The following is a 21,672-nucleotide window of genomic DNA, read 5'->3' on the forward strand; positions in this document are numbered from 1 at the left end:
GGGAGTGCTGAGGATGCTGAGCCGCATCGGCGCGCCCGGGTGCTCAGACCGCGCGGCGCTTGAGCTTGCGGCGCTCGCGTTCGCTGAGGCCGCCCCAGATGCCGAAGCGCTCGTCGTTCTTCAGCGCGTACTCGAGGCATTCGCCGCGGACGTCGCAGGAGGAGCAGATGCGCTTGGCATCGCGCGTCGAGCCGCCCTTTTCCGGGAAGAAGGCTTCCGGGTCGGTCTGGGAGCAGAGAGCGTCGGTCTGCCAGGAGAGCGCCGTGTCGTCATCGGATTCCGGGCGTCGGACTCCTGGTACCCCGAGATTGACCGGATCGACAAACCAGTTCTCGGGAACGTCGGAACGGTAAACCGTCATATCGTTCTCCTGCCCTCTCAATGCCCCCCGCTGGGCCCAACACCCCTAATTACACCCGTGTCATTCCGTCGGGTCAAGTCGCAGATAGTAAACCCTCAAGATCCTATTGAAGGTTCATGGCGTGTCGTCGGCGTGTCTTGTCCGCCAACACGGAATTCCGCGGTGCTCGCGCCGCACAATGGGCGTTCGGAGGGCAAACCGATCCCGAAACGAGACTCTTGCGGTCAGTGCACGCCGCCCGGAGAGTTCTCAGCGCCCGGGCTGGGCGATGAACACCTCTCCGGCGCCACGAAGGGTCAGTCCGGTCTCGTCGGTCGAGGCGAAGACCGCGGTGCCGATCCCGATGGGCTGCTCCTCATGCGTCGCCTCGCCCGCGACCGCGACGGCACCCGCGGTCGCGAGGACCATCGCGGGTCCGTGGATCGGGACCCTGACCGACTCACCGACGAGTTCGATGCGTCGCAGCGAGAAATCGGGCACGTCCACGGAATACGACGTCACCAGGCCGGCGGCTGCCGGGAACAGGACCGGCACGGTGTCGGGCTCGGCATCGAGGACCGCCAGCAGCTCGGGCACATCCACATGCTTCGAAGTGAGCCCTCCGCGCAGCACGTTGTCGCTCGCGGCCATGATCTCCACGCCCAGTCCCGACACGTAGGCGTGCAGCATTCCCGCGCGCAGGAAGATGCCCTGACCGCGCCCGAGAACGATGAGGTTCATCAGCAGCGCGACGACGATGCCCCGGTCTCGGGGGTTCTGCTCCGCGATGCCGCGCACGACCGAGATCTCCGCGGCGAACTCCTCCGAGGAAGCATCCGTCACGGCCGCGATGATGTCGTCGATCTCGCTCTGCGCAGCGGTCGACAGGGCCCACTCCACGGCATCGCGCAACACTCCCGCGTCATCGGGGACCGCTGTCAGAACGGCACGGAGCCGTGCGACGCCGGCGGAAGACCCGAGGGCATCCAGCAGGCGCAGCGTGTCGGTGATGGGCCGCAGCCCCGCCAGGGCCTCGAAGCGATCGGTGACGGCGACGATCAGCTCGGGCTTGTGGTTGTCATCGCGATAGTTGCGCTGAGGATCATCGGCGGCGAGATGCTCCTCGCGGTGGCGCCCTTCCCGCGCCTGGGCGAGAGTGGGGTGCACCTGGATCGACAGCGGCGCGCCGGCGGCCAGAAGCTTCAGCAAGTACGGCAGCCCTCCCCCGGTGACCGCGTCCAGCGTCGAGCCGTCGAGGAGGTCGGCAGGGTCGCCCGGATGATCGCCGAACCAGACCTCGGCCTCGGGTGCCCCCGTGGGCTCGCGCCCCTCGAGCTCGGCCAGGAGCGTGGCCGAGCCCCAGGCGTAATCGCGCGGCGTGTTCGACAGTCTCAGAAGCATGAGGCCAGCGTACCCAGGGCCTCCGACGATGTCGGCCGACGCCCGCCCGCCCGGCGCGGTAGCCTGAAGCCGATGGCGCAGTACACGAAGCATCCCGTGCAAGCCCCGCCCACCGCGCCGGAGCGCGAGTCGACGGGTCGTCTGCTGTTGCGCGCCTACGTCATCATCGCCTTCATCGCCGTGCTCGCGCACGATGCTCTCCTATCGCTGTTCGGGGGCCTCGCCTCTGGCGCGGCACTCCTCGTGACGACTCTTGCCGGAGCTGCGATCGCCGCACCGATGATCGCCCGTCAGACACCGCATGCGTTCCCCTGGCGCAGACTCCCCTGGGCAGCTCTGGCCTACCCGGTCTTCGCCGCGGCATCCGACCTCTGGTCCGGTTCCGCCACAGACTCACTGGTCATGACCGTCGTACTTCTCGCCACCGCGGGAATGTCGTTGCTGATCGGCTTCGCCCTCACCTGGGACGAGATCATCCGATCCCTCGCCTCCGCGCTGAAGTGGATACTCGGGCTGGCACTCGCCGCAGAGGCGTGGGCTCGCCTCTTCCACGACGATCGCTTCCTCCAGTTCGGCGGGAATCCGGCCCTGCTCGCAGGCCTCAGCGCCCTCGCGATCGTCGTCTTCGGCATCCAGTTCGCCCGACGAAGCCGTTGGCGCACGACTACCGCGCTGTGGGGCGTCCTCGCCGCAGTGCTCCTCTTCTCCGCGTCATCCGCGACCGCTTATCTCGGCGCCGCGGCCGGGACCGTCGTCCTCGTCTTCGCGCTGACCATCCGGCGCACGAGTGCCCTCGCGGCCCGCCGACGCGTGTACGCCGTGGGCGGCATCCTGATCGCCCTCCTCAGCGCCGCCACGGCGATCCTGCACCGCGCTCTCCTGGCGGCTCTCGGCGAAGCGGGCGACGCACCGGATCCCGCGAACATCATGGATGCGAGCGCCCAGGTCGGCGTCGTCGGCGCCCTCGTGCTGTGCCTCGCCGTCGTCAGCCTCCTGTGGCGCGCCTGGTTCTTCGCAGCCGATCGCCCGCGCTGGGATCTTCGCGCCGACCGCCCCTATTCCTCCCTGACTCTGCTCCCCCTTCTGTGCATCGTGATCGCCACGGTTCAGGCCCTCGCCGGATCATCATCGGCTGTGCTGTGGGGCTGGATGCTGCTGGTGCTGTGCTCGTTCAAGATCAAAGCGGTGCCCCTTGTGGGCGTCGGCCTCCGGGAGCAGGCGCGGGTGACGGAGCGCGGACGACGGGCACGGCGCATCCCGTGACCCCCGTCGAGACGCCGCTTCGCCGCCTGCTCGGTTCGGTAGACATGGCCCGCGCGTACACGCTCGCGGCCCTCACCACCGCGTTCGGGTCGTTCCTCATCGTTCATTTGACCTCGAGGACGACGTTCGCGACCATCGTGCTGCTGCTGAGCATCCTGGGAATGGCGATCCTCGTCGTTCGCCGCGCCGAGCTGTCGGCGCTGCGCTTCGCCCCCTCGTCGCTGCTGATATTCCTCGCCCTCGCCCTGATCAGCGTGTTCTGGTCGACGGATCGCTCGGGCACCCTCGCGGGCTGGGCCTGGATGCTGGGCTTCGCGCTCATGGCCATCACGATCGGACATGTACGCGACACACTGCAGACCGTCCGGGCGATCGGCGACACCCTGCGCACGCTGCTGGCACTGTCACTGGGGGTCGAGATCCTCTCCGGCATCCTCATCGACATGCCGATCCTCTTCCTCTCCGTCGAGGGGAACATCGCCCTCGGCGGGCCGGTGCAGGGCGTCTTCGGCACCCGCAACATGATGGGCTTCGTCGCCGTGATCGCCCTCATCACCTTCGTGATCGAGTGGCGCACCCGTTCGGTGGCCGCCCCGCTCGCGATCCCCTCGATCGCCGTCGCCGCTTTCCTCGCGCTGCTCTCCGCCTCCCCGACCGTGCTCGTGCTGGCCGCGGCCGTCGGCACCGCCACCGGAGCGCTGACGATCGTGCGCCACACTCCCGCGCGTCGACGCGGCCTCGTGCAGTGGCTGCTCGGCGGCCTGGTCACCGCAGCTCTCGCCGTCGCCTTCTTCTTCCGTCACCAGATCATCGCCTGGATGGATGCCGGATCGGATTTCTCGACCCGTGCGGATCTGTGGAACACGATCCTCGACTTCGTCGCCATCAACCCCTTCCAGGGCTGGGGCTGGTTCGGCGTCTGGGCGCGCGGAGAGTATCCCTTCACCTACATCAACTATCTGCTCGCCGACCGGCACGAGACCGCACTGAACGCCTACTTCGACGTGCTGCTGCAGCTCGGCATCGCCGGATTGCTGCTGTTCCTCGTGCTCGGCGGCGTCGCCCTGGTTCGCTCGTGGCTGGTGGCGAGCGTGCGGCGTTCGGTCGTCTACGCCTGGACCCCGCTGGTGCTCGTCACGCTCGCCGTCGACTCGATGTTCGAGAGCTTCACGATCGCCGGCGCCGGCTGGCTGCTGCTGGTGCTGTGCGCGCTGCGCGCCGGACAGTCGCGATCCTGGCGCGAGGACATCGACGCCGCGCAGACCGGAACGATCTCGACGCTGCCGCCACAGGAGTGATCCCCCGCGGCGCGGAGCATGCCCTTCAGCTCAGAGAACGGAGCTTGTCGGCCCAGGCGAGGGCGTCACGAACGCCATCGTCGACGGATCGCTCGGCCGTCCAGCCGAGCATGTCCTTCGCGCGATCGACGATCGCGAAGGCTCCGGCCTGGTCGCCGGGGCGCCGTTCGGTCTCGATGACGGGCAGCGGCTGCTTGGTGACGCGCTCGAATGCGCCGACGAGTTCGCGCACGGTGACCCCGTCACCGGTACCGATGTTGATGACGCGATAGGGCTCAGCGGCGGTGGCGACCGCATCGAAGCGCTGAACGGCGGCGACGTGCGCGAGTGCGAGGTCCCACACGTGAATGTAGTCGCGCAGACCGGATCCGTCGCGCGTCGGCCAATCGGTGCCGGTGATCGTGAATGCTTCCCCGGCTTCCCGCGCCTGCATGATCTTGCCCAGCGCGTGCGACGGGGTCGGGTTCTGCAGGCCCGTGCGCAGCCGGGGGTCGGCGCCGATCGGGTTGAAGTAGCGCAGGGCGATCGCGCGGTGAGAGCCGGATGCTGCGGCGTCGGAGAGGATGCTCTCGACCATCGCCTTGGTCATGGCGTACGGGCTCGACGGCGCGAGCGGCGCGTTCTCGTCGACGCCCTCGCCCCCCTCGCCGAAATAGACGGCGGCCGACGAGCTGAAGACGATGCGGGTGATCTTGTGCTGCCGCAGGTTCTGCAGCAGGGTGATGGTCTTGCCGACGTTCGCGTCGTAATAGCCGAGCGGGTCGGCGACGGACTCCGGCACGACGATCCGCGCCGCGCAGTGCACGACGACGTCGATATCCGGGTGGTCGGCGACGATCCGATCGAGCAGATCCGCATCGGCGATGTCGCCGATGTAGAGGTTGCGGTCGACTCCGAAGTCCTCGCGCCCCGTGGACAGGTTGTCGAGGATCACCGTCTCGATGCCCGCTTCGAGGCAGGCCGTCGCTACAGTCGAACCGATGTATCCGGCGCCGCCGGTGATTAGAGCCTTCATCGCGCCCATCGTAGCGCGCGGCAGGTTCACCGGTGCGATCTTCACCGGGGCTTCACATCGCTGAGCGGTAGGCTGGGTTCTGCTCACAGCAACCCGCTCAGTGCCGATCCGGCCATGCGTGCAATCAAATCTCGGAGATCCTTTCGTGGCTCACGTCCTTCAGAACGTCGTCTTCCCGCTCGACCGCGACCCCGACCTCCTGCCGCTCTATGCCGACCCTGAAACATGGTCGACGATCGACGAGCAGCCGGTGCGCGTGTCGAACCGTGCCCACCTCGGCAACATCCTCGGTCGCCACCGCGCCCGGATCGTCTCCGGTCGCCGTGTCTCGCTCGGCACCTACTTCAACGCTTTCCCGGCGTCGTACTGGCAGCACTGGACGAGCGTGCGCCAGGTGCGACTCACCGTGCGCACGAGCGGTCCCGCGACGATCCTCGTCTACCGGTCCAACGGGGCCGGTGTGCGCCAGCGCGTCGACTCGCGCGAGGTGACGGGCGAGGCGACCAGCCACTTCGATCTCGAGCTGACCCAGTACAGCGATGGCGGCTGGCTCTGGTTCGACATCGTCGCCGACGAGAAGCACGCGATCCTCGAGGGCGCGGAGTGGACCACCGAGCAGGCCCCGGCGCGCACGGGCAAGGCCTCGCTGGGCATCACCACGTACAACAAGCCCGATTACTGCGTCGAGACCCTGCAGGCGCTGGCAGCCTCACCGGATGCCCTCGAATTCGTCGACCGCATCTTCCTCGTCGATCAGGGCACCCAGCTCGTGACCGAGCAGGACGGCTACGACGCGGTCGCCGCTGACCTCGGCGAGACGCTGCAGGTGATCCGTCAGCCGAACCTCGGCGGTTCGGGCGGTTTCGCCCGCGGCATGCACGAGGCGCTCCAGCGCCCCGAGAGCGATTTCGTGCAGCTTCTCGACGACGATGTGCTCATCGAGCCCGAATCCCTCCGACGCTCGATCGTCTTCGGCCAGTATTCGACGAATCCGACCCTCGTCGGCGGGCACATGTTCGACCTCCTCGACCGCCCGAAGCTGCACGGCTGGGCCGAGGTCGTCGACGAGCACCCCTTCATGTGGCGCAACCTCTACCAGGAGAAGATGGCTCACGACTTCGGCACCTCGAATCTGCGCCAGTCGACGCTTCTCCACATGCGCATGGACGCCGACTACAACGGGTGGTGGATGTGCCTCATCCCCCTCGACGCGATTCGCGAAGTCGGCCTGTCATTGCCGGCTTTCATCAAGTGGGATGACGCGGAGTTCTGCCTGCGCGCCGGCGAGGCGGGCTTCCCCACTGTGTCGATGCCGGGCGTCGCGCTCTGGCACGTCTCGTGGGTCAACAAGGACGACTCGATCGACTGGCAGGCCTACTTCCACGCCCGCAACCGCATCGTGGCCGGCCTCCTGCACTCCACGGCGCCCCGCGGCGGCCGTCTGCTCGCCCACAGTCGCCGCGTCGACCTCAAGCACCTCATGATGATGCAGTACTATCCGGTTGCGTTGCGTAACCAGGCGCTGCGCGATGTACTGCGCGGCCCCCGGCACATGCAGGAAAACCTTGCGACGGCAATGCCCGCCGCGCGGGCTCTCGCAACGTCCTACCCGGAGACCGTGATCCACCGTGACCCGTCGACGGTGCTGCACGCACGCAAGGGACGTCAGGTCTACAAGCAGTTGCTGAGGAATGAGTTCGACAGCCCAACCGGCCTGAAGCTTCGGATCTTCACGCTCAAGACGCTCGTCGCGCACTGGCTGCACAAGCCCGCACAGGCCAACGTCGCGCAACCCGAGGTCGAGTTCGGCAAGGGAGACGCCCACTGGTGGCGCGTCCCCCAGTTCGACAGCGCGCTCGTCAGCGCAGCCGATGGCTCGGGCAAGAACATCTACACGCGCGATCGCAAGAAGTACCGTGCGATGCTGCGCGAGTCGTTGCGCCTGCACGCCGAGCTCAAGCGCCGCTGGCCCGAGTTGCAGAAGCAGTACCGCCAAGCGCTGCCCGAGCTCGTCTCGCAGCAGTCCTGGCAGAAGATCTTCGAGGAGAAGGCATGACCGCGACCCCCGTCGCATTCGATCCCGCAACCGCAGCGATCGTCGTCGTCACATTCAACCGTTCGCACTTGCTCGCCGGTCTGCTGGAGAGCATCGTCACGATGGATCCGAAACCGGGTCGCGTCATCATCACCGATAACGCATCGTCGGATGACACGACCGAGGTCGTCGAGTCCTTCCGGGACCGTCTCGGCACCGAGCTCGTCTACAACCGGCTCGAGACGAACACCGGAGGCTCCGGCGGGTTCAGCGCGGGCATGGAGAAGGCCTACGACCTCGGCAGCGAGTGGATCTGGATGATGGACGACGATGTCGAGGTCGTCCCCGACGGTCTCGCCCGGATGGGCAAGTGGGCGCCCCGCTTCAAGAGCATCCAGGGACGCCGTTACGACTACGACGGCAGCGAGTTCTACTGGCAGTACCGCATCGCCGACCGCATGGGCATCCCGATTCCGTTCGCACCCTCCGGGTTCGATGACTCCGGCTACAAGGAGATGAACAGCGGATGCTTCGAGGGCATGTTCATCCATCGATCGATCGTGGCGCAGATCGGTCTGCCCGACCCGCGCTTCTTCATCTACTGGGATGACCAGATGTACGGATGGATGGCGTCGCGCCTGACGACAGCCGTCATCGTGGATGAGTTCGTGCTGCGCCGCACCCGCGAGATCAGGCAGTGGGACATGGGCATCCGCCATCTGAACGCTTCGAGCAACGCCTACCGCTACTACATCATGCGCAACCGCGGCTTCATCAAGCAGTACTACCGCGTGCACGGCGTCTACAACCCGGTGCTGTTCGGCCTGGGAACGACGGCGACGTTCTTCAAGGAGCTGATCCGGCTGGTGTTCGTCGAGCGCACCGTGCGCGGTACGAGCAACCTGTTCCGTGGCCTGCGCGACGGCGGCGCAGTCGGCCGCGACCGCACCTGGCAGCCGATGCCCGCTCTGGAGGCATGATGTCCGACGAACCTCAGCCGCACGCCGTCTGGGTCTTCCCCGAGAAGAAGAAGCGCACCGCCGGCAAGGTCTGGCTCATCGTCGTGCTCTCGGTCGTCGCACTGGCGATCGTCGGGACTGTGCTCTTCTTCTTCCTGCCGCGGGCGGGCGCTCCGTCACCCAGTCCGTCCCCCACGGCTTCGTCCGCGTCGCCGTCACCGTCGCCGTCGCCGACCGCCTCTCCCACCCCGACGCCTTCTCCGGAGCCCTCACAGGTTCCGCAGACGACGCCGCCGGAAATCCCGGACCCCGACATCGACACGTTCGCCGCTCAGGTTAAGCCACGTCTCGATGACGCCACGACGGGCCTGACCATGGTGCGCGAGATGAGCGGGCAGGATGCCTCGCAGGTGGTCGATCAGCTCCAGCAGGACGCGGAGCGGCTCACCAGCGTCCCTGCGCCGAGCTCGATCTCGACGCAGTGGAACGACGCTGTCGGCGCCTATGCGGCTCAGCTGAAGGCGCTGCGCACGGCCTACGACAGCGGTTCGAACGCGACATCGGCCCTCGATGCGTCGACCTCTGCGCTGCAGAAGGTCCGTGCTCTCGTCGGACTCTGAGCGGGAAGGGGCCGATCAGGCCTTCTTCTTGGCTGTTCCCGAATCTTCGTTGTAACGATCGAGGACCTCGCTGATGCTTGCGTCCAGCACGAGGCCGCCCTTGTTCAGGTAGAGACCGCGCGTGCAGAAGCGGCGCAGATCGCGTTCGTTGTGGCTGACGAAGAACAGCGTGCGTCCTTCTGCGAGAAGTTCATCGATGCGGCGATAGCACTTGTCTCGGAAGGCTTTGTCTCCGACCGCGAGCACCTCGTCGACCAGCAGAATCGGCTCGTCGAGCTGAGAGACGACGGCGAACGCCAGGCGCACCTTCATGCCATTGGACAGATGCTTGTACGGCGTCTCCTGGAAGTCGTGCAGCTCCGCGAACTCGATCATCTCCGCGTAACGGGTCGCGACCGCGTCCCGCGTCATCCCGTGCAGGCCGGCCGTGAGCCGGACATTCTCGCGGACGGTGAGGTCTCCGACGAAACCGCCGGTGAGCTCGATGAGAGGCGCGACGCCTCCGTTGACCGTGACCTTTCCCTCATCGGGAAGCAGCACGCCCGCGACGAGCTTCAGCAGCGTCGACTTGCCCTGCCCGTTGCGGCCGACCACGCCGATGGCTTCGCCGGGTTCAACGGTGAAGGAGACATCGCGCAGCGCCCAGAACTCCCCCGGCCGATTGCGGCGCTTGGCGCCGGCGAAGAGGTCCTTGAAACTGCGGCGTCCCCTTCGGTTGCGTCTGAAGCGCACTCCGAGCCCGGTGACCTCGATCGCTGCGTTCATGAGAGTTCTCCTTCTGCCATCCACAGCGCCAGCGCGGCCAGCGAGTGGGCGTCGGCGATGAGGCCGTTGCCGATCATGCGGGTGATCTCATCGGTGCGAATCCACCGGGCGTCGTCGACCTCGCCGTCGGTCTCGCCGGGGACCGCTCCGGCGTCGATGCGGCAGAAGACGACGGCGACCTTCTGCGGATAGACCGTGGAATCCGTGACATAGCGACCGATGACCCGGGCGCCGGCCCCCTGAAAGCCGGTTTCCTCCGCCAGTTCGCGAAGGGCCGTGGCTGTGGCCGCCGAGTCGGAGACATCGCCGGCTCCGCGCGGCAGTTCCCAGAGCTCTTCTCCGACGGCGATGCGATTGCTCTGCACCAGCAGTACGGCGTCGTCTCGGACGGCGACCATCACAGCTCCGGTCCGGCCCTCCGCGATGACGAGCCGGTGATGCGTGTAGACGCCGGCGGGCCCCTCCACCCGGGCCGCTTCCAGGCGGACCGGAAGCGCGCCGTCGCTGTCGTAGACGACGCGGAAGTCGGCATCGGTCATGACGTTCCCCTTCCGTGCAGGACGAGACGGGCTCGCGGATCCTGTTTGAGGAGCGCGAGCAGCGCGAAGAGCGATTCGAAGGGCACGGTCGTGACGATCACGCCGAGGAAGGCGACCCAGGTCCAGGGGCTGTCGATCGCGTCGATGTTCAGTCCCGGTAGCGCGAGGACGACGACCAGCACGGCGACCGCCAGTTTCGCGAGCGAGCCGCGGATGACGCTGCCGCGCGACTCGACCACGGCGACCTGAGTCACGGCGAAAGCGAGTGCCTTCATCCGCGTCCACGTCGGTCTCGTATGCAGCGCTGCCCGTTCCTTCACGGACGCGTCGCCCGCGATCGCGACCGTGGCGGGCGACGAGGTGCGCGCCCATTCGAGCAGACCGGCGGACAGGGGGAAATCCACATCGCCATCGCGCGGATGCAGGCCCCGTGAGGAGTCGCCCTCGAAACTGACCCAGTCCGCATCCGCGTTCTCCGCCAGCATCCGCAGATACGCACCGTTCCATCAGGCGCGGATCCTTTGGCGCGTCTCATCGTCGACGTCGAGGAGATCGATCTTTCGCCATGCCTCGCTGCGGTAGCGTTCCTCTCCGAGGCGCGCGTGCTCGATCAGCAGGCGCTCCTGTTCGGAGGCGACGGGCGGTTCACCGGTGCGCAGGCTGGCATCGACGCTCAGCTGCTGCTCGTACCGGACAGTTCCCGACTCGACGAGATCGATCCACGCATCCCACCGTCGAAGGATCTCGCGGCTCACCTGTCCGTCCCTCGCTGCGGCCATCGACCACCGGAAGTCGGGGTTGCGACGACGACGGTCCAACCCGGCACGAAGGTCGGCATCAGGCCCCGTGATGGTCAGCGGAAATGCCGCCCGAGTCGCGCCGAGCTCGTTCAGCACGCCCTCAGGGCCGAGGGTCATGAAGTATTCGCCATCGAGCAGCATGGCGTCTGTGACGAGGATGCTGCCAGAGACGAGCACGCCCACACGGAGCATCCCCGTGAGTTCGGTGATCGCCGCTCGTGCCCCCTTCTCGGAGAATCGCTGCGCCTGCGCCGGAGAATCCAGTTCCGCGATCAGAATGCGCCGAGCCGATTCCGGCATCACAGCTCCTTGAGGACCGAACGCTCGAGCGACCGGAACACCCACAGGCCCAGCCCGAAGATCACGATGGTCATCACCGCGCTGATCACGACCGGCGCCGTCTGCCACTGCTCCGGGAAGAAACCGACCCGGTAGAGGGTGAAGATCCCCGACAGCGGGTTGAAAGCACCGATGGTGTTGAACGGGTCCGGCAGGTCGGAAACGCTGTAGATGACCGGCGAAGCGTAGAACAGCGCCCGCAGGATCAACGCAGTCGTCCGTTCGAGATCCGCGTAGAGCACGCACAGCGGAGCGACCAGCATGCCGATGCCGATGAGCAGCAGCGTCTGCATCAGGATCGCGACCGGGAACCACAGCAGTGACCAGCTGACAGTCATCTTGTCGAGGTTGAACAGGATGAACAGCGCGAGCACCGGAAGCGAGCAGAGGAACTCGATGCCCTTGCTCAGCACGATCCGATTGACCCAGATGGATCGCGGGATCGACGTGGAGCGCATCAGACGCGCATCCCTGCGGAATGCCCGGGTGAAGTCCGATACGGAGCTGTTGAACCACACCCAGGGCAGCAGCGCGAGCACGAGGAAGACGATGTACGGCTGCTCTCCGACGCCGCGTTGGAACACCTGCGTGAAGACGAACCAGTAGATCGCCCCCATCACCAGAGGGTCGAGAACCGACCACAGGTACCCGAGCCAGCTCGTCGCGTAGCGGACCTTGAGGTCGCGCGCGGAGAGAAGCCAGAGGGAATGCAGGTACCGCCGGGGTGTTCCCGGCGCCCCGACGGCAGCGTGACTCACGGTTATGAGTCTAGGAGAGGGTGTTATTCCACATGGACAGCGCCGAGCCGATGGCCATGTGCATGTCGAGGTACTGGTAGGTGCCCAGGCGACCGCCGAAGTGGACGTCCTTCTCCCCCTTCTGCAGATCGCGGTATGCCAGCAGCCCTTCGCGGTCGGCCGGGGTGTTCACCGGGTAGTACGGCTCGTCGGCCTTCTCAGCGAAGCGCGAGAACTCACGCATGATGACGGTCTTGTCCGCCGGGTACAGGTCCTTGCGCTCCGGGTGGAAGTGCTTGAACTCATGGATGCGGGTGAAGGGGACGTCCATGTCGGGGTAGTTCATGACCGGGGTGCCCTGGAAGTCGCCGATGTTCAGCACCTCCTGCTCGAAGTCGAGCGTGCGCCAGCTCAACTCGCCGGCGGCGAAGTCGAAGTAACGGTCGACGGGCCCGGTGTAGACGATCGGCACCTGGCCGACGAGCGCCTTGCGATTCAGCGGCTGCGACTCGTCGAAGAAGTCGACGTCGAGCTTGACCTCGATGTTGGGGTGGTCGGCCATCCGCTCGATCCACGCGGTGTAACCGTCGGTGGGCAGGCCCTCCCACGTGTCGCTGAAGTAGCGGTTGTCATAGTTGTAGCGCACGGGGAGACGGCTGACGATGTCGCCCGAGAGCTTCGCGGGGTCGGTCTGCCACTGCTTCGCCGTGTAGTCGCGGAAGAATGCTTCGAACAGCGGACGCCCGACGAGTGCGATGCCCTTCTCCTCGAAGTTCGACGCCGTCTTCACGTCGTACTCCCCCGCCTGCTCGCGGATCAGCGCGCGCGCCTCATCGGGCGAGTAGGCGGCCTGGAAGAACTGGTTGATCGTGCCGAGGTTCACCGGCATCGGGTACACGACGCTCTTGTGGTTCGTGTAGACGCGGTGAACGTAGTTCGTGAACGTCGTGAAGCGGTTGACGTACTCCCACACCGTTGCGTTCGAGGTGTGGAACAGGTGCGCGCCGTAGCGGTGCACCTCGATGCCCGTCTCGGGCTCCGCCTCGCTGTAGGCGTTGCCGCCGATGTGCGAGCGACGCTCGATGACCGTGACCTTGCGGCCGGCTTCAGCGGCGCGCTCTGCAATGGTGAGGCCGAAGAAGCCCGAACCGACGACGAGGAGATCCATGTCAGGCCGCCGTTCCGACGACGATGCGCGGGGTGCCCGCCCAGAGCGCCGCGTCGCTGGCCGCACGGCCATCGACGAGGAGCTTCACACCGGGCAGATCTGCCGGCGTGAGGGTCTTGTAATCGGCGTGATCGGTCTGCAGGATCACGAGGTCAACCTCTCCGCCCATCGCGTACGCGGTGAGGCCGAGAGCAGCGAGCTCCTCGTCCGTGTAGAGCGGGTCGTGCACGACGACCTCGGCTCCGCGGGCCTGGAGGGCCTGCACGGTCGGGAAGACGCCGGAGAACGCGGTCTCCTTCACGCCGCCGCGGTACGCCGCGCCGAGCACGACAGCGCGCTGGCCGGAGAGATCGCCGAGGATCCCTTCGGCCTGGGCGACGAGGCGCTCGGGCATCGAGGCGTTGAGCTGACGCGCGACGCGGACGATGTCGGCATCGGGGTCGGTCGACAGGTACAGGCGCGGATACACCGGGATGCAGTGGCCGCCCACCGCGATACCAGGCTTGTGGATGTGGCTGTAGGGCTGCGAGTTGCAGGCCTCAATGACCTTGTAGACGTCGATGCCGTTCGCCGCCGCGAAGAGGCCGAACTGGTTGGCCAGCCCGATGTTCACGTCTCGGTAGGTCGTCTCGGCGAGCTTGGCCATCTCGGAGGCCTCGGTGCTGCCGAGATCCCAGACGCCGTTCGGGCGGGGCAGGTCGGTGCGCTCGTCGAACTGCAACACGGCCTCGTAGAACTCACGGGCACGGCGGTTGCCCTCATCCGACAGTGCGCCGATGAGCTTCGGGTACTTGCGCAGGTCGGCGAAGACGCGGCCGGTGAGCACGCGCTCCGGTGAGTAAGCCAGGAAGAAGTCCCCGCCCTCGGTCAGGCCCGAGCCCTCTTCGAGCATCGGCTTCCAACGGTTGCGGGTCGTGCCGACCGGAAGAGTCGTCTCGTAAGAGACCAGGGTTCCGGGCGTGAGGTGCTCGGAGAGCGACTTCGTCGCAGCATCCATGTACTTGAAGTCGGGCTCCCACGTCTCGTCGTCGACGAAGACGGGCGCCACAAGGACCACGGCGTCAGCGCCCGGGATCGCCTCGGCGTAGTCGGTGGTCGCGCGGAGCTTGCCCGCGGGAATCAGCTCGGCCAGTCGTTCCTGGAGCTCGGACTCACCGGGGAACGGCTCGATGCCGGCGTTGATGGTGTCGACGGCCTTCTGGTTCACATCGACGCCGATGACGTCATGACCGGAGGAGGCGAACTGGACGGCGAGGGGAAGCCCGATCTTTCCAAGGGCGACGACGGCGATACGCATGGGACCTATTCTAGGGGGCACGACGGAGCCGCTCCTCGAGAAGCTCCGTAAGCATCGTCCACGATGCGGCATCGAAGCATGCCGCGAAGATGGCGAGCTGTCCCCAGTTCGATCCTCGCCCCCCCTACATATCGTCCTAGAGGAGACTGAGCTGCCCCCGCACAACCTCTTTCGTGCGGCATCAACACAGGTGCCACGCAGAGTCCAGCGATAGGATCCTTCTTTAGGCCGGATTGGCTCTTCCTAAACTATTGTTCGCCAGTGACCCATGAGAGGGACTGCTTGCTGTGAGCGCGAGGCCGACTATTCTTTGCATCTCGCTGTCCCCCATCAGGTCCGATGCCCGCGTGCTCCGCCAAATAGGGATGCTGCGCGAAATGGGCGACGTCGTCACCGTCGGCTTCGGCGACGCGCCGGACGGAGTCATCGAGCACCTCGCGGTGCCGAGCGAGCTCAAGACCTTGCCCCAGACAGCCCGAGGCGTCATGCGCCTCGCGCTCAGACGGTTCCGCAGCGTCGAGCTCACAGCGCCGGCGATCGCATGGGCTGACGCGAAAATCGGGCAAAGAAAGTTCGACCTCGTCGTCGCGAATGAGGCGCGCGTGCTCGCGTGGGCGAACAAAATTGCAGGGGAAGCGCCGCTCTGGGCCGACATGCACGAGTGGGCACCGGAAGAGCGAACTCACCTCTTATCTTGGCGTCTTCTCGTCGCCCCGTTCATGACGTATCTGTGCCGCCGTTACCTTCCCAGCGCAGATTTCGTGACCACCGTTGGCCAAGAGATATCGAACCTGTATCGCGAAAGCTTCGGAGTCTCCGCCGAGCTTATGCGGAACGTTGGCCCCTACGTTGCACTGGAGCCTGCAAGCGTGCTCCCCGATCGCGTGCGCTTAGTACACAGCGGTGCAGCGATTCACGGTCGTCAACTCGAGCTGATGATCGAATCGATGAAGCTACTCGATGATCGTTTCACCCTCGACCTGTACCTGATGCCTGGTGGCGACGGAGGAGCCTATTTGACGCAGCTCAAAGAGTTGGCCGCTTCTGACCAACGCGTGACGTTCCACCCACCAGTTGCCCCTGCGAATCTTCCGGCGACGCTGAACCAGTACGACGTCGGTGTCTTCTGGATTCCGCCGACGCATACGAACGCGCGGCTGACGCTGCCAAACAAATTCTTCGACTATGTACAGGCCCGGCTCATGATCGCCGTGGGGCCATCCTTGGAGATGGAGCCGTTGATTGCTGAACACCATCTCGGCGTGGTGAGCACTGGATTCACCAGCGCACAATGCGCGGCGTCCCTGGCAGGGCTGTCCTTGAGCGCGATCGAGTCCGCGAAGAGTGCTGCGGACAAAGCCGCCAAGGCATTGAGCTTTGAGCAGGAAAGCGCGCGAATCAGCCCGCTTGTTCAGTCTCTCCTCGATACAACCCGAACAGCTCAGAAGGAGGACGGCCGATGATCGCCGTCTATCGTTTGTACCGTGAGCTACTTGCGGTGCTGCCTACCGAAGCGCGCCGCTTTCTCAACATATACTCGTGGTCGCTAGCTTCGCTGGCAATATTCGATGCCGCAGCGCTCGCGCTCATGGCCGCTGTCATCGCGCCCCTCGCGGTTGGCTCGAAGGTCGAGCTGCCGTTCTTCGGCCAGTTGGGCAATCTCGGTGTCATACTGGCGATCATCGCGGTATGTGCGCTGATGATCTTCAAAGGCGTTGCGTCGGCAATCGTCTTGCGTTGGGGGTCTCAGCGCATTGCCAAGTACGAAGTCGCGTTGGGCGACAGACTATTCAGGTCCTACCTCGGCGCGCCATGGCAAGAGCGTCTGACCAAGAACTCGTCCGACATGTTGCGTTTCACGGACAGCGGTGTGGATGCCGCGATCAACTCCTTCCTCCGCCCTGGGGCAACCCTGCTCGCCGAGATCGTTAGCCTTTTCGCGGTCGTTGCCACGCTCGCGATCATCCAACCCGTGATAGCCGTCGTAACCGTGATCTATTTGCTCCTCTTGGGTGCCCTGCTCTACTTCTGGATCTCACGCCATGCTCGGCGGGCGGGAGAGATCAACCTCGAATCAACGATCAGAACCTCCCGCCTGATCCTGGAGATTGTCTCCGCGCTGAAGGAAGTCACCCTCCGTGGGAAGGAAGAGACCGTCGCTGCTGTTGTCGGCACAAGCCGCACGCGAAGCGCACGTGCCCGTGCCAACACCTACTTCCTTGGCCAACTGCCTCGATACGTCATGGAATCAGGCGTGATCGGCGGTTTCATCGTCGTGGGCGGCGCAGGCTACTTGCTTGGCGGCCCCGAACAGGCTATTAGTGCTGTCGCGGTATTCGGGTTAGCTGGGTTCCGCATGGCTCCCTCCGTAAGCCGATTCCAAACACTCATGTCCCAGATGCTCGCCGCATCCAGTTATCCTCGACGCGTCGTTCAGGAGCTGCGACAAGCCGAACAGATGTCGATCGAATCTGCCGCTCGCCACGAGGCTCCACTAGCATCAGAACCGCGAGCGCTCGAGTTCCGGAACGTGAGCTTCAGCTACAGCAGCGGTGCCACACCCGCCATCAAGAACGTAAGTCTCACGATCCCACTCGGTTCCTCTGTGGCCTTCGTAGGTGCATCCGGTTCCGGGAAGTCAACGATGATCGATCTCATTCTGGGACTTTTGGAGCCCCAGTCCGGTGAAATCTGGGTCGATGAGGTCCGCCTATCTGACGCACGACGAGCATGGCGGCAGCAGACATCGTATGTTCCTCAAGAGGTGGCCGTGTTCGATTCGACCGTGGCACAAAATGTAGCGCTGACTTGGTCTGATGACTTCGATCGGCCTCGAGTGATCCACGCTCTCGACCAGGCACAAGTGCTGGACATCATCGAGTCGAGGGACGGCGGTGTCGATGCTAGTGTCGGCGAACGAGGACTCGCGCTCTCCGGAGGACAGCGTCAGCGACTCGGCATCGCCCGTGCACTGTACACGAACCCGATGGTTCTTGTTATGGACGAGGCCACAAGCGCCCTCGATACCCAGACGGAAGCCGACGTCACCGCGGCAATCGCTGCAGCCACGGGCGATCGGACTCTCATCACCGTTGCACATAGGCTTTCCACAGTACGAAACGCAGACCTCGTTTTCTTTATGCGCGATGGCGAAGTGGTCCACTCCGGCACGTTCGACGAAGTGGTCGCGGCTGTCCCCGACTTCGCTAAACAAGCCGCCCTCGCGGGGCTCACGTCAGCTGATCTCACCGTTTCACCAGCGCGCGAAGTGTAGTCTTGAAAGGTTCTCCTCCGCGGGGAACCGTCAACGATATACATAGATCATCACGCGGATAGCAGTTCAAGGAGTCATCAAGTGGAGAACCCGTCACATAATTCCAGTGAAGGCACCGCAGCGTACCAGCGCTGCACGCGAACGATCATGGACACGACCGATCCCGAGATCTGGTTCGACGAAGACGGCATCTCCTCCCATGCACTACGATTCGACGAGCTGTTCAAGGCAGATGTTGATGCCGCACAAGCCGGTGAGCGGACTCGCGAGCTCCAGGAGCTGGTCGACAAGATCAAGAGGGACGGAGCAGGCAAGCCATACGACTGCATCGTCGGTGTATCCGGAGGTGTTGACAGCTCATATCTCATTCTCCAGGCCGTTAAGCTCGGTCTCCGCCCGCTCGCCGTACACTTCGACAGCGGATGGAACTCGGAACTCGCCGTCGATAACATCCATAACATCATCAAGACACTGAATCTCGATCTCTACACTCACGTCGTCGACTGGCGCGAGATGCGAGATCTCCAGCTTTCGTTCTTCAAAGCCTCAGTAGCGAACTGCGACGTACCGACTGACCACGCGTTCGGTTGGGTGGCCTACAAGCAGGCAGTGAAGTACAACGTCAAGTACATCTTGTCCGGCGCCAATCTCGCGAGCGAGTCGATTCTGCCTCAGTCATGGGGCTACAACGCCTCCGACGCGAAACACGTCCGCGGAATTCATCGGCGTTTTGGGAAGGTAAAACTGAAGACATACCCCCTAATGGGTCTTTTTAAGCGCCACCTGTGGTACCCGCATGTACGCGGTATCGAAACAGTGAAGCCATTGAACCTCATGCCTTACAAATACGATGAGGCCAAACGCGTCATCGCCGACGAACTTAACTGGCGTGACTACGGCGGGAAGCACTACGAATCCGTATTCACCCGCTATTTTCAGGGATACTACCTGCCCCGTAAATTCGGATTCGATAAGCGCCTCGCCCATTACTCATCGCTGATCCTGTCCGATCAGCTGACCCGCGAAGAGGCACTCGCGCTGTGCGAGTCTGAAAATTATCCAGAGGATCTGCGCCGCCAAGATCACGAGTTTATCGCCAAAAAGCTCGGGATTACTGTGGCACAGATGGACGCTTTCTACGACCTACCCAACAAGGATTACACCGATTACCCTAACGCGAAGCGTCAGTGGGATCTCGCCATGAAGACCGTGAGAGAATCAGTGAAGTTCGTCCGAAAGCTCGGCATTCGCCTGTGAGCGTTACCGTCATTGACTTCGGACTCGGGAATATCGGGTCAGTGGTCAACATGTTTAAAAGAATCGGCGTGCAACCCAAGGTAGCCCAGTCGTCAGACGAGGTACTTTCTGCCGAGCGCATTTTGCTACCGGGCGTCGGCGCTTTTGATCGGGGCATGGAACGATTGGATTCCGCCGGCCTGACCTCGTCTGTCAAGACATTCGCAGAGTCTGGCCGTCCGGTTCTCGGCATCTGCCTCGGCATGCAATTGCTCCTAGATTCCAGCGAAGAAGGGACAAGCGCAGGACTGGGGCTCATTCCAGGACGAAGCATACGTTTCGCGGAGGCCAGCGGTCTCCGCGTCCCTCATATGGGATGGAATCGAATCAGCGCAACGCGGGAGGATCCGATCCTCGCTGACCCCGCTGATGACCAGCGCTTCTACTTCGTGCACTCTTACCATGCAGTCCCAGCGAACCCTGCCCACCAACTTGCTTCCACAACATACGGAAAACCATTCACATCGATGATCCGTGATAACAACGTCATTGGCGCACAGTTCCATCCCGAGAAAAGCCATAAGTTCGGCATGACCCTGCTCCAAAGGTTTTCTGAACTATGAGCCTGCGACCACGCATTATTCCCGTCCTCCTCGTCTCGGACGGCTATCTCGTCAAACCCGTAAAATTCAAAGGCGATACATATATCGGAGATCCGATCAACGCAGTTCGCATCTTCAACGATAAGCAGGTCGACGAACTCGTTATCTGCGATATTGACGCCACCCCTCAAAAATCTGGCGTCAATTTCAAACTGATTGAAGAAATCGCGAGCGAAGCCTTCATGCCGGTCGCATATGGTGGCGGAGTACGCCGTCTTGAAGATGCTGAACGAATTACCAACATTGGCATAGAGAAAGTCGTTCTGAACTCTGAGGCAGTACGTCGCCCAGAAAGCATAAGTGAGATCGCAGCCGTGCTCGGTTCGTCGAGCACGGTCGTCAGCATTGATACCAAAAAGCGCCTTCGCGGTGGTTGGGATACCTACACAGAACGCGGCAAACGCAAATCCGCTCTGTCTCCGGTCGAAGCCGCACTCCAAGCTCAGGAGCATGGGGCGGGGGAGCTGATCCTCTCATCTATCGACAGGGAAGGCACCTTCTCGGGATATGACACGAGACTGATCACCACCGTCACTGAACGCGTCAATATCCCAGTGATATCGCTAGGCGGAGCACGAGGTCTCTCGGATTTCCATGCCGCATTCGGCGCCGGCGCTTCTGCCGCGGCCGCGGGGAGTACCTTCGTGATGACAGGAACTCATCGTGCTGTTCTCATCAATTATCCGTCCCCGACTGAAATTACTTCTCTCGATGACTAATGGAGAAACCTTGAGCCAGACAAGCCGCCCCCGCATTCTCGTGCTGACCCATACGCCCATCGATCGCGAACCGCGTGCCTTGAAGCAAGTCACGTACTTCAAGAGTTTCGCGGAAGTGACAACAGCAGGTTTTGGGCCCGCACCATTCGACGACGTTGCGCACATCGAGCTCGAATCGTCACCGAGAACGGAGGGCCTACTTCGCATCCCCGGAGTCTACACAGGGCTTTTGGCGATCCGCGCGTATCGAATTTTCGATGCGCTCAAACCGCGGAACCGATCAGCCTACGACCGTTTGAAGAACGACACGTGGGACGTCATCATCACGCATGACGTCCACACGTTGGCGCTCGCCAGGAAGCTGAACGTTAATAAAGGCATTCTGGTAGATCTTCACGAATATGCACCGCGTCAGAATGAGAGTTCCCGACTCTGGCGACTCCTCATTGCACCGTACTTCCGGTGGATCTGCCGCACCCAAGTTCCGCAGGTGGCTGCAGCCACAACCGTTGGGCAGGGAATCGTTGATGAGTACCGGCGCGAGTTCGGCTTTGATGCCACGCTCGTCGTCAACGCCACCGCCTATCAAGAACTGACGCCGGGCCCAATATCCGAGCCGATTCGCCTCGTGCACTCCGGCATCCCAGCACGACCGCGCAAACTTGAGGTAATGATCGATGCCGTCAAGCAGACATCAGCCAACGTGACGTTGGACCTCTACCTCATCAAGGATGGCTCCGCCTACTATGACGAGCTCGTTTCACGCGCTTCCGGCGATTCGCGGATCAGATTCATGGATCCAGTACCGTACGTAGATCTCGTACGCACGCTCAATGGCTACGACGTAGGACTTAGTGTTCTCGCCCCAAGCACGTTCAACTTGGCATGGTGTCTTCCTAACAAGTTCTTTGACTTCATCCAAGCCAGACTCGGCGTGATCGTGGGCCCTTCTCCTGAGATGGTGCGCTTCGTCGAGGAATTCGGTGTCGGTACCGTTGCCGATGATTTCGGGGCCGCGGCTCTTGCGCGTGTCTTGGACTCACTAACCATCGAAGAGGTCACCGCTTGGAAGCAGGCATCGCACGCGAATGCTCGAGTTCTATCAAGTGAAGAACAAGTGAAAGTCTGGGGCAGCGTCGTCGATAAGATCCTCACATCTTAGAAGAACGCAAAAAGATTGGCTCAGTTCCTTCAGCGGTACTGAG

Annotated in this window: 21 protein-coding genes; 11 read left to right on the forward strand and 10 right to left on the reverse strand. The window is 63.6% G+C overall.

Annotation, left to right across the window (positions count from 1 at the left end):
* Window positions 1-43 precede the first annotated feature (43 nt).
* Together ACWAUG_RS00885 and manA are read right to left on the reverse strand one after the other, a co-directional pair.
* Window positions 44-361 (reverse strand): WhiB family transcriptional regulator, encoded by a 318-nt coding sequence (locus ACWAUG_RS00885; protein WP_298037708.1) that lies wholly within the window; start codon window positions 359-361, stop codon window positions 44-46.
* Between the two features lie 249 nt (window positions 362-610).
* On the reverse strand, window positions 611-1,741 hold the full coding sequence (gene manA, locus ACWAUG_RS00890) for a mannose-6-phosphate isomerase, class I (protein ID WP_460800561.1): 1,131 nt from the start codon (window positions 1,739-1,741) through the stop codon (window positions 611-613).
* Window positions 1,742-1,813: 72 nt separating this feature from the next.
* Between manA and ACWAUG_RS00895 the strand changes: the two genes are divergently transcribed.
* Both ACWAUG_RS00895 and ACWAUG_RS00900 read left to right on the forward strand, forming a co-directional pair.
* Window positions 1,814-3,004 carry an O-antigen ligase family protein gene (locus tag ACWAUG_RS00895; protein ID WP_460800562.1) on the forward strand — a complete coding sequence of 397 codons (1,191 nt, stop codon included), beginning with the start codon at window positions 1,814-1,816 and terminating at the stop codon, window positions 3,002-3,004.
* Window positions 3,001-4,302: an O-antigen ligase family protein gene (locus ACWAUG_RS00900; protein ID WP_460800564.1), complete on the forward strand. Its 1,302-nt coding sequence runs from the start codon at window positions 3,001-3,003 to the stop codon at window positions 4,300-4,302. The genes ACWAUG_RS00895 and ACWAUG_RS00900 overlap by 4 nt, the downstream gene beginning before the upstream one ends.
* A gap of 25 nt (window positions 4,303-4,327) precedes the next feature.
* On the opposite strand, the gene galE is transcribed toward ACWAUG_RS00900, so the two are convergent.
* Window positions 4,328-5,317 (reverse strand): UDP-glucose 4-epimerase GalE, encoded by a 990-nt coding sequence (gene galE / locus ACWAUG_RS00905; protein WP_298037700.1) that lies wholly within the window; start codon window positions 5,315-5,317, stop codon window positions 4,328-4,330.
* Window positions 5,318-5,462: 145 nt separating this feature from the next.
* Between galE and ACWAUG_RS00910 the strand changes: the two genes are divergently transcribed.
* Genes ACWAUG_RS00910 through ACWAUG_RS00920 form a run of 3 tightly spaced genes read left to right on the forward strand, consistent with a single transcriptional unit; the run spans window position 5,463 to window position 8,931 of the window.
* Complete coding sequence (locus ACWAUG_RS00910; RefSeq protein WP_460800566.1) at window positions 5,463-7,373, forward strand: glycosyltransferase; 1,911 nt, start codon at window positions 5,463-5,465, stop codon at window positions 7,371-7,373.
* Window positions 7,370-8,332, forward strand: a complete 963-nt coding sequence (locus tag ACWAUG_RS00915; RefSeq protein ID WP_460800568.1) for a glycosyltransferase — start codon at window positions 7,370-7,372, stop codon at window positions 8,330-8,332. The genes ACWAUG_RS00910 and ACWAUG_RS00915 overlap by 4 nt, the downstream gene beginning before the upstream one ends.
* Window positions 8,332-8,931: a hypothetical protein gene (locus ACWAUG_RS00920; RefSeq protein WP_460800570.1), complete on the forward strand. Its 600-nt coding sequence runs from the start codon at window positions 8,332-8,334 to the stop codon at window positions 8,929-8,931. Before ACWAUG_RS00915 ends, ACWAUG_RS00920 begins: the two co-directional genes overlap by 1 nt.
* Before the next feature lie 15 nt (window positions 8,932-8,946).
* Here ACWAUG_RS00920 and ACWAUG_RS00925 read toward each other — a convergent pair whose 3' ends face one another.
* Genes ACWAUG_RS00925 through ACWAUG_RS00955 form a run of 7 tightly spaced genes read right to left on the reverse strand, consistent with a single transcriptional unit; the run spans window position 8,947 to window position 14,576 of the window.
* On the reverse strand, window positions 8,947-9,696 hold the full coding sequence (locus ACWAUG_RS00925) for an ABC transporter ATP-binding protein (protein WP_460800572.1): 750 nt from the start codon (window positions 9,694-9,696) through the stop codon (window positions 8,947-8,949).
* Complete coding sequence (locus ACWAUG_RS00930) at window positions 9,693-10,235, reverse strand: NUDIX hydrolase (RefSeq protein WP_460800573.1); 543 nt, start codon at window positions 10,233-10,235, stop codon at window positions 9,693-9,695. The genes ACWAUG_RS00925 and ACWAUG_RS00930 overlap by 4 nt, the downstream gene beginning before the upstream one ends.
* A complete protein-coding gene (locus tag ACWAUG_RS00935; RefSeq protein ID WP_460800574.1) occupies window positions 10,232-10,720 on the reverse strand; it encodes a hypothetical protein in 489 nt (162 codons plus the stop codon). The genes ACWAUG_RS00930 and ACWAUG_RS00935 overlap by 4 nt, the downstream gene beginning before the upstream one ends.
* A gap of 21 nt (window positions 10,721-10,741) precedes the next feature.
* Complete coding sequence (locus ACWAUG_RS00940; protein ID WP_460800576.1) at window positions 10,742-11,335, reverse strand: hypothetical protein; 594 nt, start codon at window positions 11,333-11,335, stop codon at window positions 10,742-10,744.
* A complete protein-coding gene (locus ACWAUG_RS00945; protein ID WP_460800578.1) occupies window positions 11,335-12,132 on the reverse strand; it encodes an ABC transporter permease in 798 nt (265 codons plus the stop codon). Before ACWAUG_RS00945 ends, ACWAUG_RS00940 begins: the two co-directional genes overlap by 1 nt.
* Window positions 12,133-12,142: 10 nt before the next feature.
* Window positions 12,143-13,279 carry a UDP-galactopyranose mutase gene (glf, locus tag ACWAUG_RS00950; RefSeq protein WP_460800579.1) on the reverse strand — a complete coding sequence of 379 codons (1,137 nt, stop codon included), beginning with the start codon at window positions 13,277-13,279 and terminating at the stop codon, window positions 12,143-12,145.
* A gap of 1 nt (window position 13,280) precedes the next feature.
* The gene (locus ACWAUG_RS00955; protein WP_460800581.1) at window positions 13,281-14,576 is read right to left on the reverse strand and encodes a nucleotide sugar dehydrogenase; all 1,296 of its coding nucleotides are present in this window, start codon (window positions 14,574-14,576) and stop codon (window positions 13,281-13,283) included.
* A gap of 377 nt (window positions 14,577-14,953) precedes the next feature.
* Between ACWAUG_RS00955 and ACWAUG_RS00960 the strand changes: the two genes are divergently transcribed.
* From ACWAUG_RS00960 to ACWAUG_RS00985, 6 genes are all read left to right on the forward strand, one after another.
* Complete coding sequence (locus tag ACWAUG_RS00960) at window positions 14,954-16,039, forward strand: glycosyltransferase family protein (RefSeq protein WP_460800582.1); 1,086 nt, start codon at window positions 14,954-14,956, stop codon at window positions 16,037-16,039.
* The gene (locus ACWAUG_RS00965) at window positions 16,036-17,850 is read left to right on the forward strand and encodes an ABC transporter ATP-binding protein (protein ID WP_460800583.1); all 1,815 of its coding nucleotides are present in this window, start codon (window positions 16,036-16,038) and stop codon (window positions 17,848-17,850) included. Before ACWAUG_RS00960 ends, ACWAUG_RS00965 begins: the two co-directional genes overlap by 4 nt.
* 81 nt (window positions 17,851-17,931) lie before the next feature.
* Window positions 17,932-19,107 (forward strand): N-acetyl sugar amidotransferase, encoded by a 1,176-nt coding sequence (locus ACWAUG_RS00970; protein ID WP_460800585.1) that lies wholly within the window; start codon window positions 17,932-17,934, stop codon window positions 19,105-19,107.
* Window positions 19,104-19,709 carry an imidazole glycerol phosphate synthase subunit HisH gene (hisH, locus tag ACWAUG_RS00975; RefSeq protein ID WP_460800586.1) on the forward strand — a complete coding sequence of 202 codons (606 nt, stop codon included), beginning with the start codon at window positions 19,104-19,106 and terminating at the stop codon, window positions 19,707-19,709. Before ACWAUG_RS00970 ends, hisH begins: the two co-directional genes overlap by 4 nt.
* On the forward strand, window positions 19,706-20,467 hold the full coding sequence (locus tag ACWAUG_RS00980) for an AglZ/HisF2 family acetamidino modification protein (RefSeq protein ID WP_460800588.1): 762 nt from the start codon (window positions 19,706-19,708) through the stop codon (window positions 20,465-20,467). Before hisH ends, ACWAUG_RS00980 begins: the two co-directional genes overlap by 4 nt.
* Window positions 20,412-21,629: a glycosyltransferase family protein gene (locus ACWAUG_RS00985; RefSeq protein WP_460800589.1), complete on the forward strand. Its 1,218-nt coding sequence runs from the start codon at window positions 20,412-20,414 to the stop codon at window positions 21,627-21,629. The genes ACWAUG_RS00980 and ACWAUG_RS00985 overlap by 56 nt, the downstream gene beginning before the upstream one ends.
* Window positions 21,630-21,672: the final 43 nt, after the last annotated feature.

The organism is Microbacterium sp. GXF6406, from assembly GCF_054798215.1.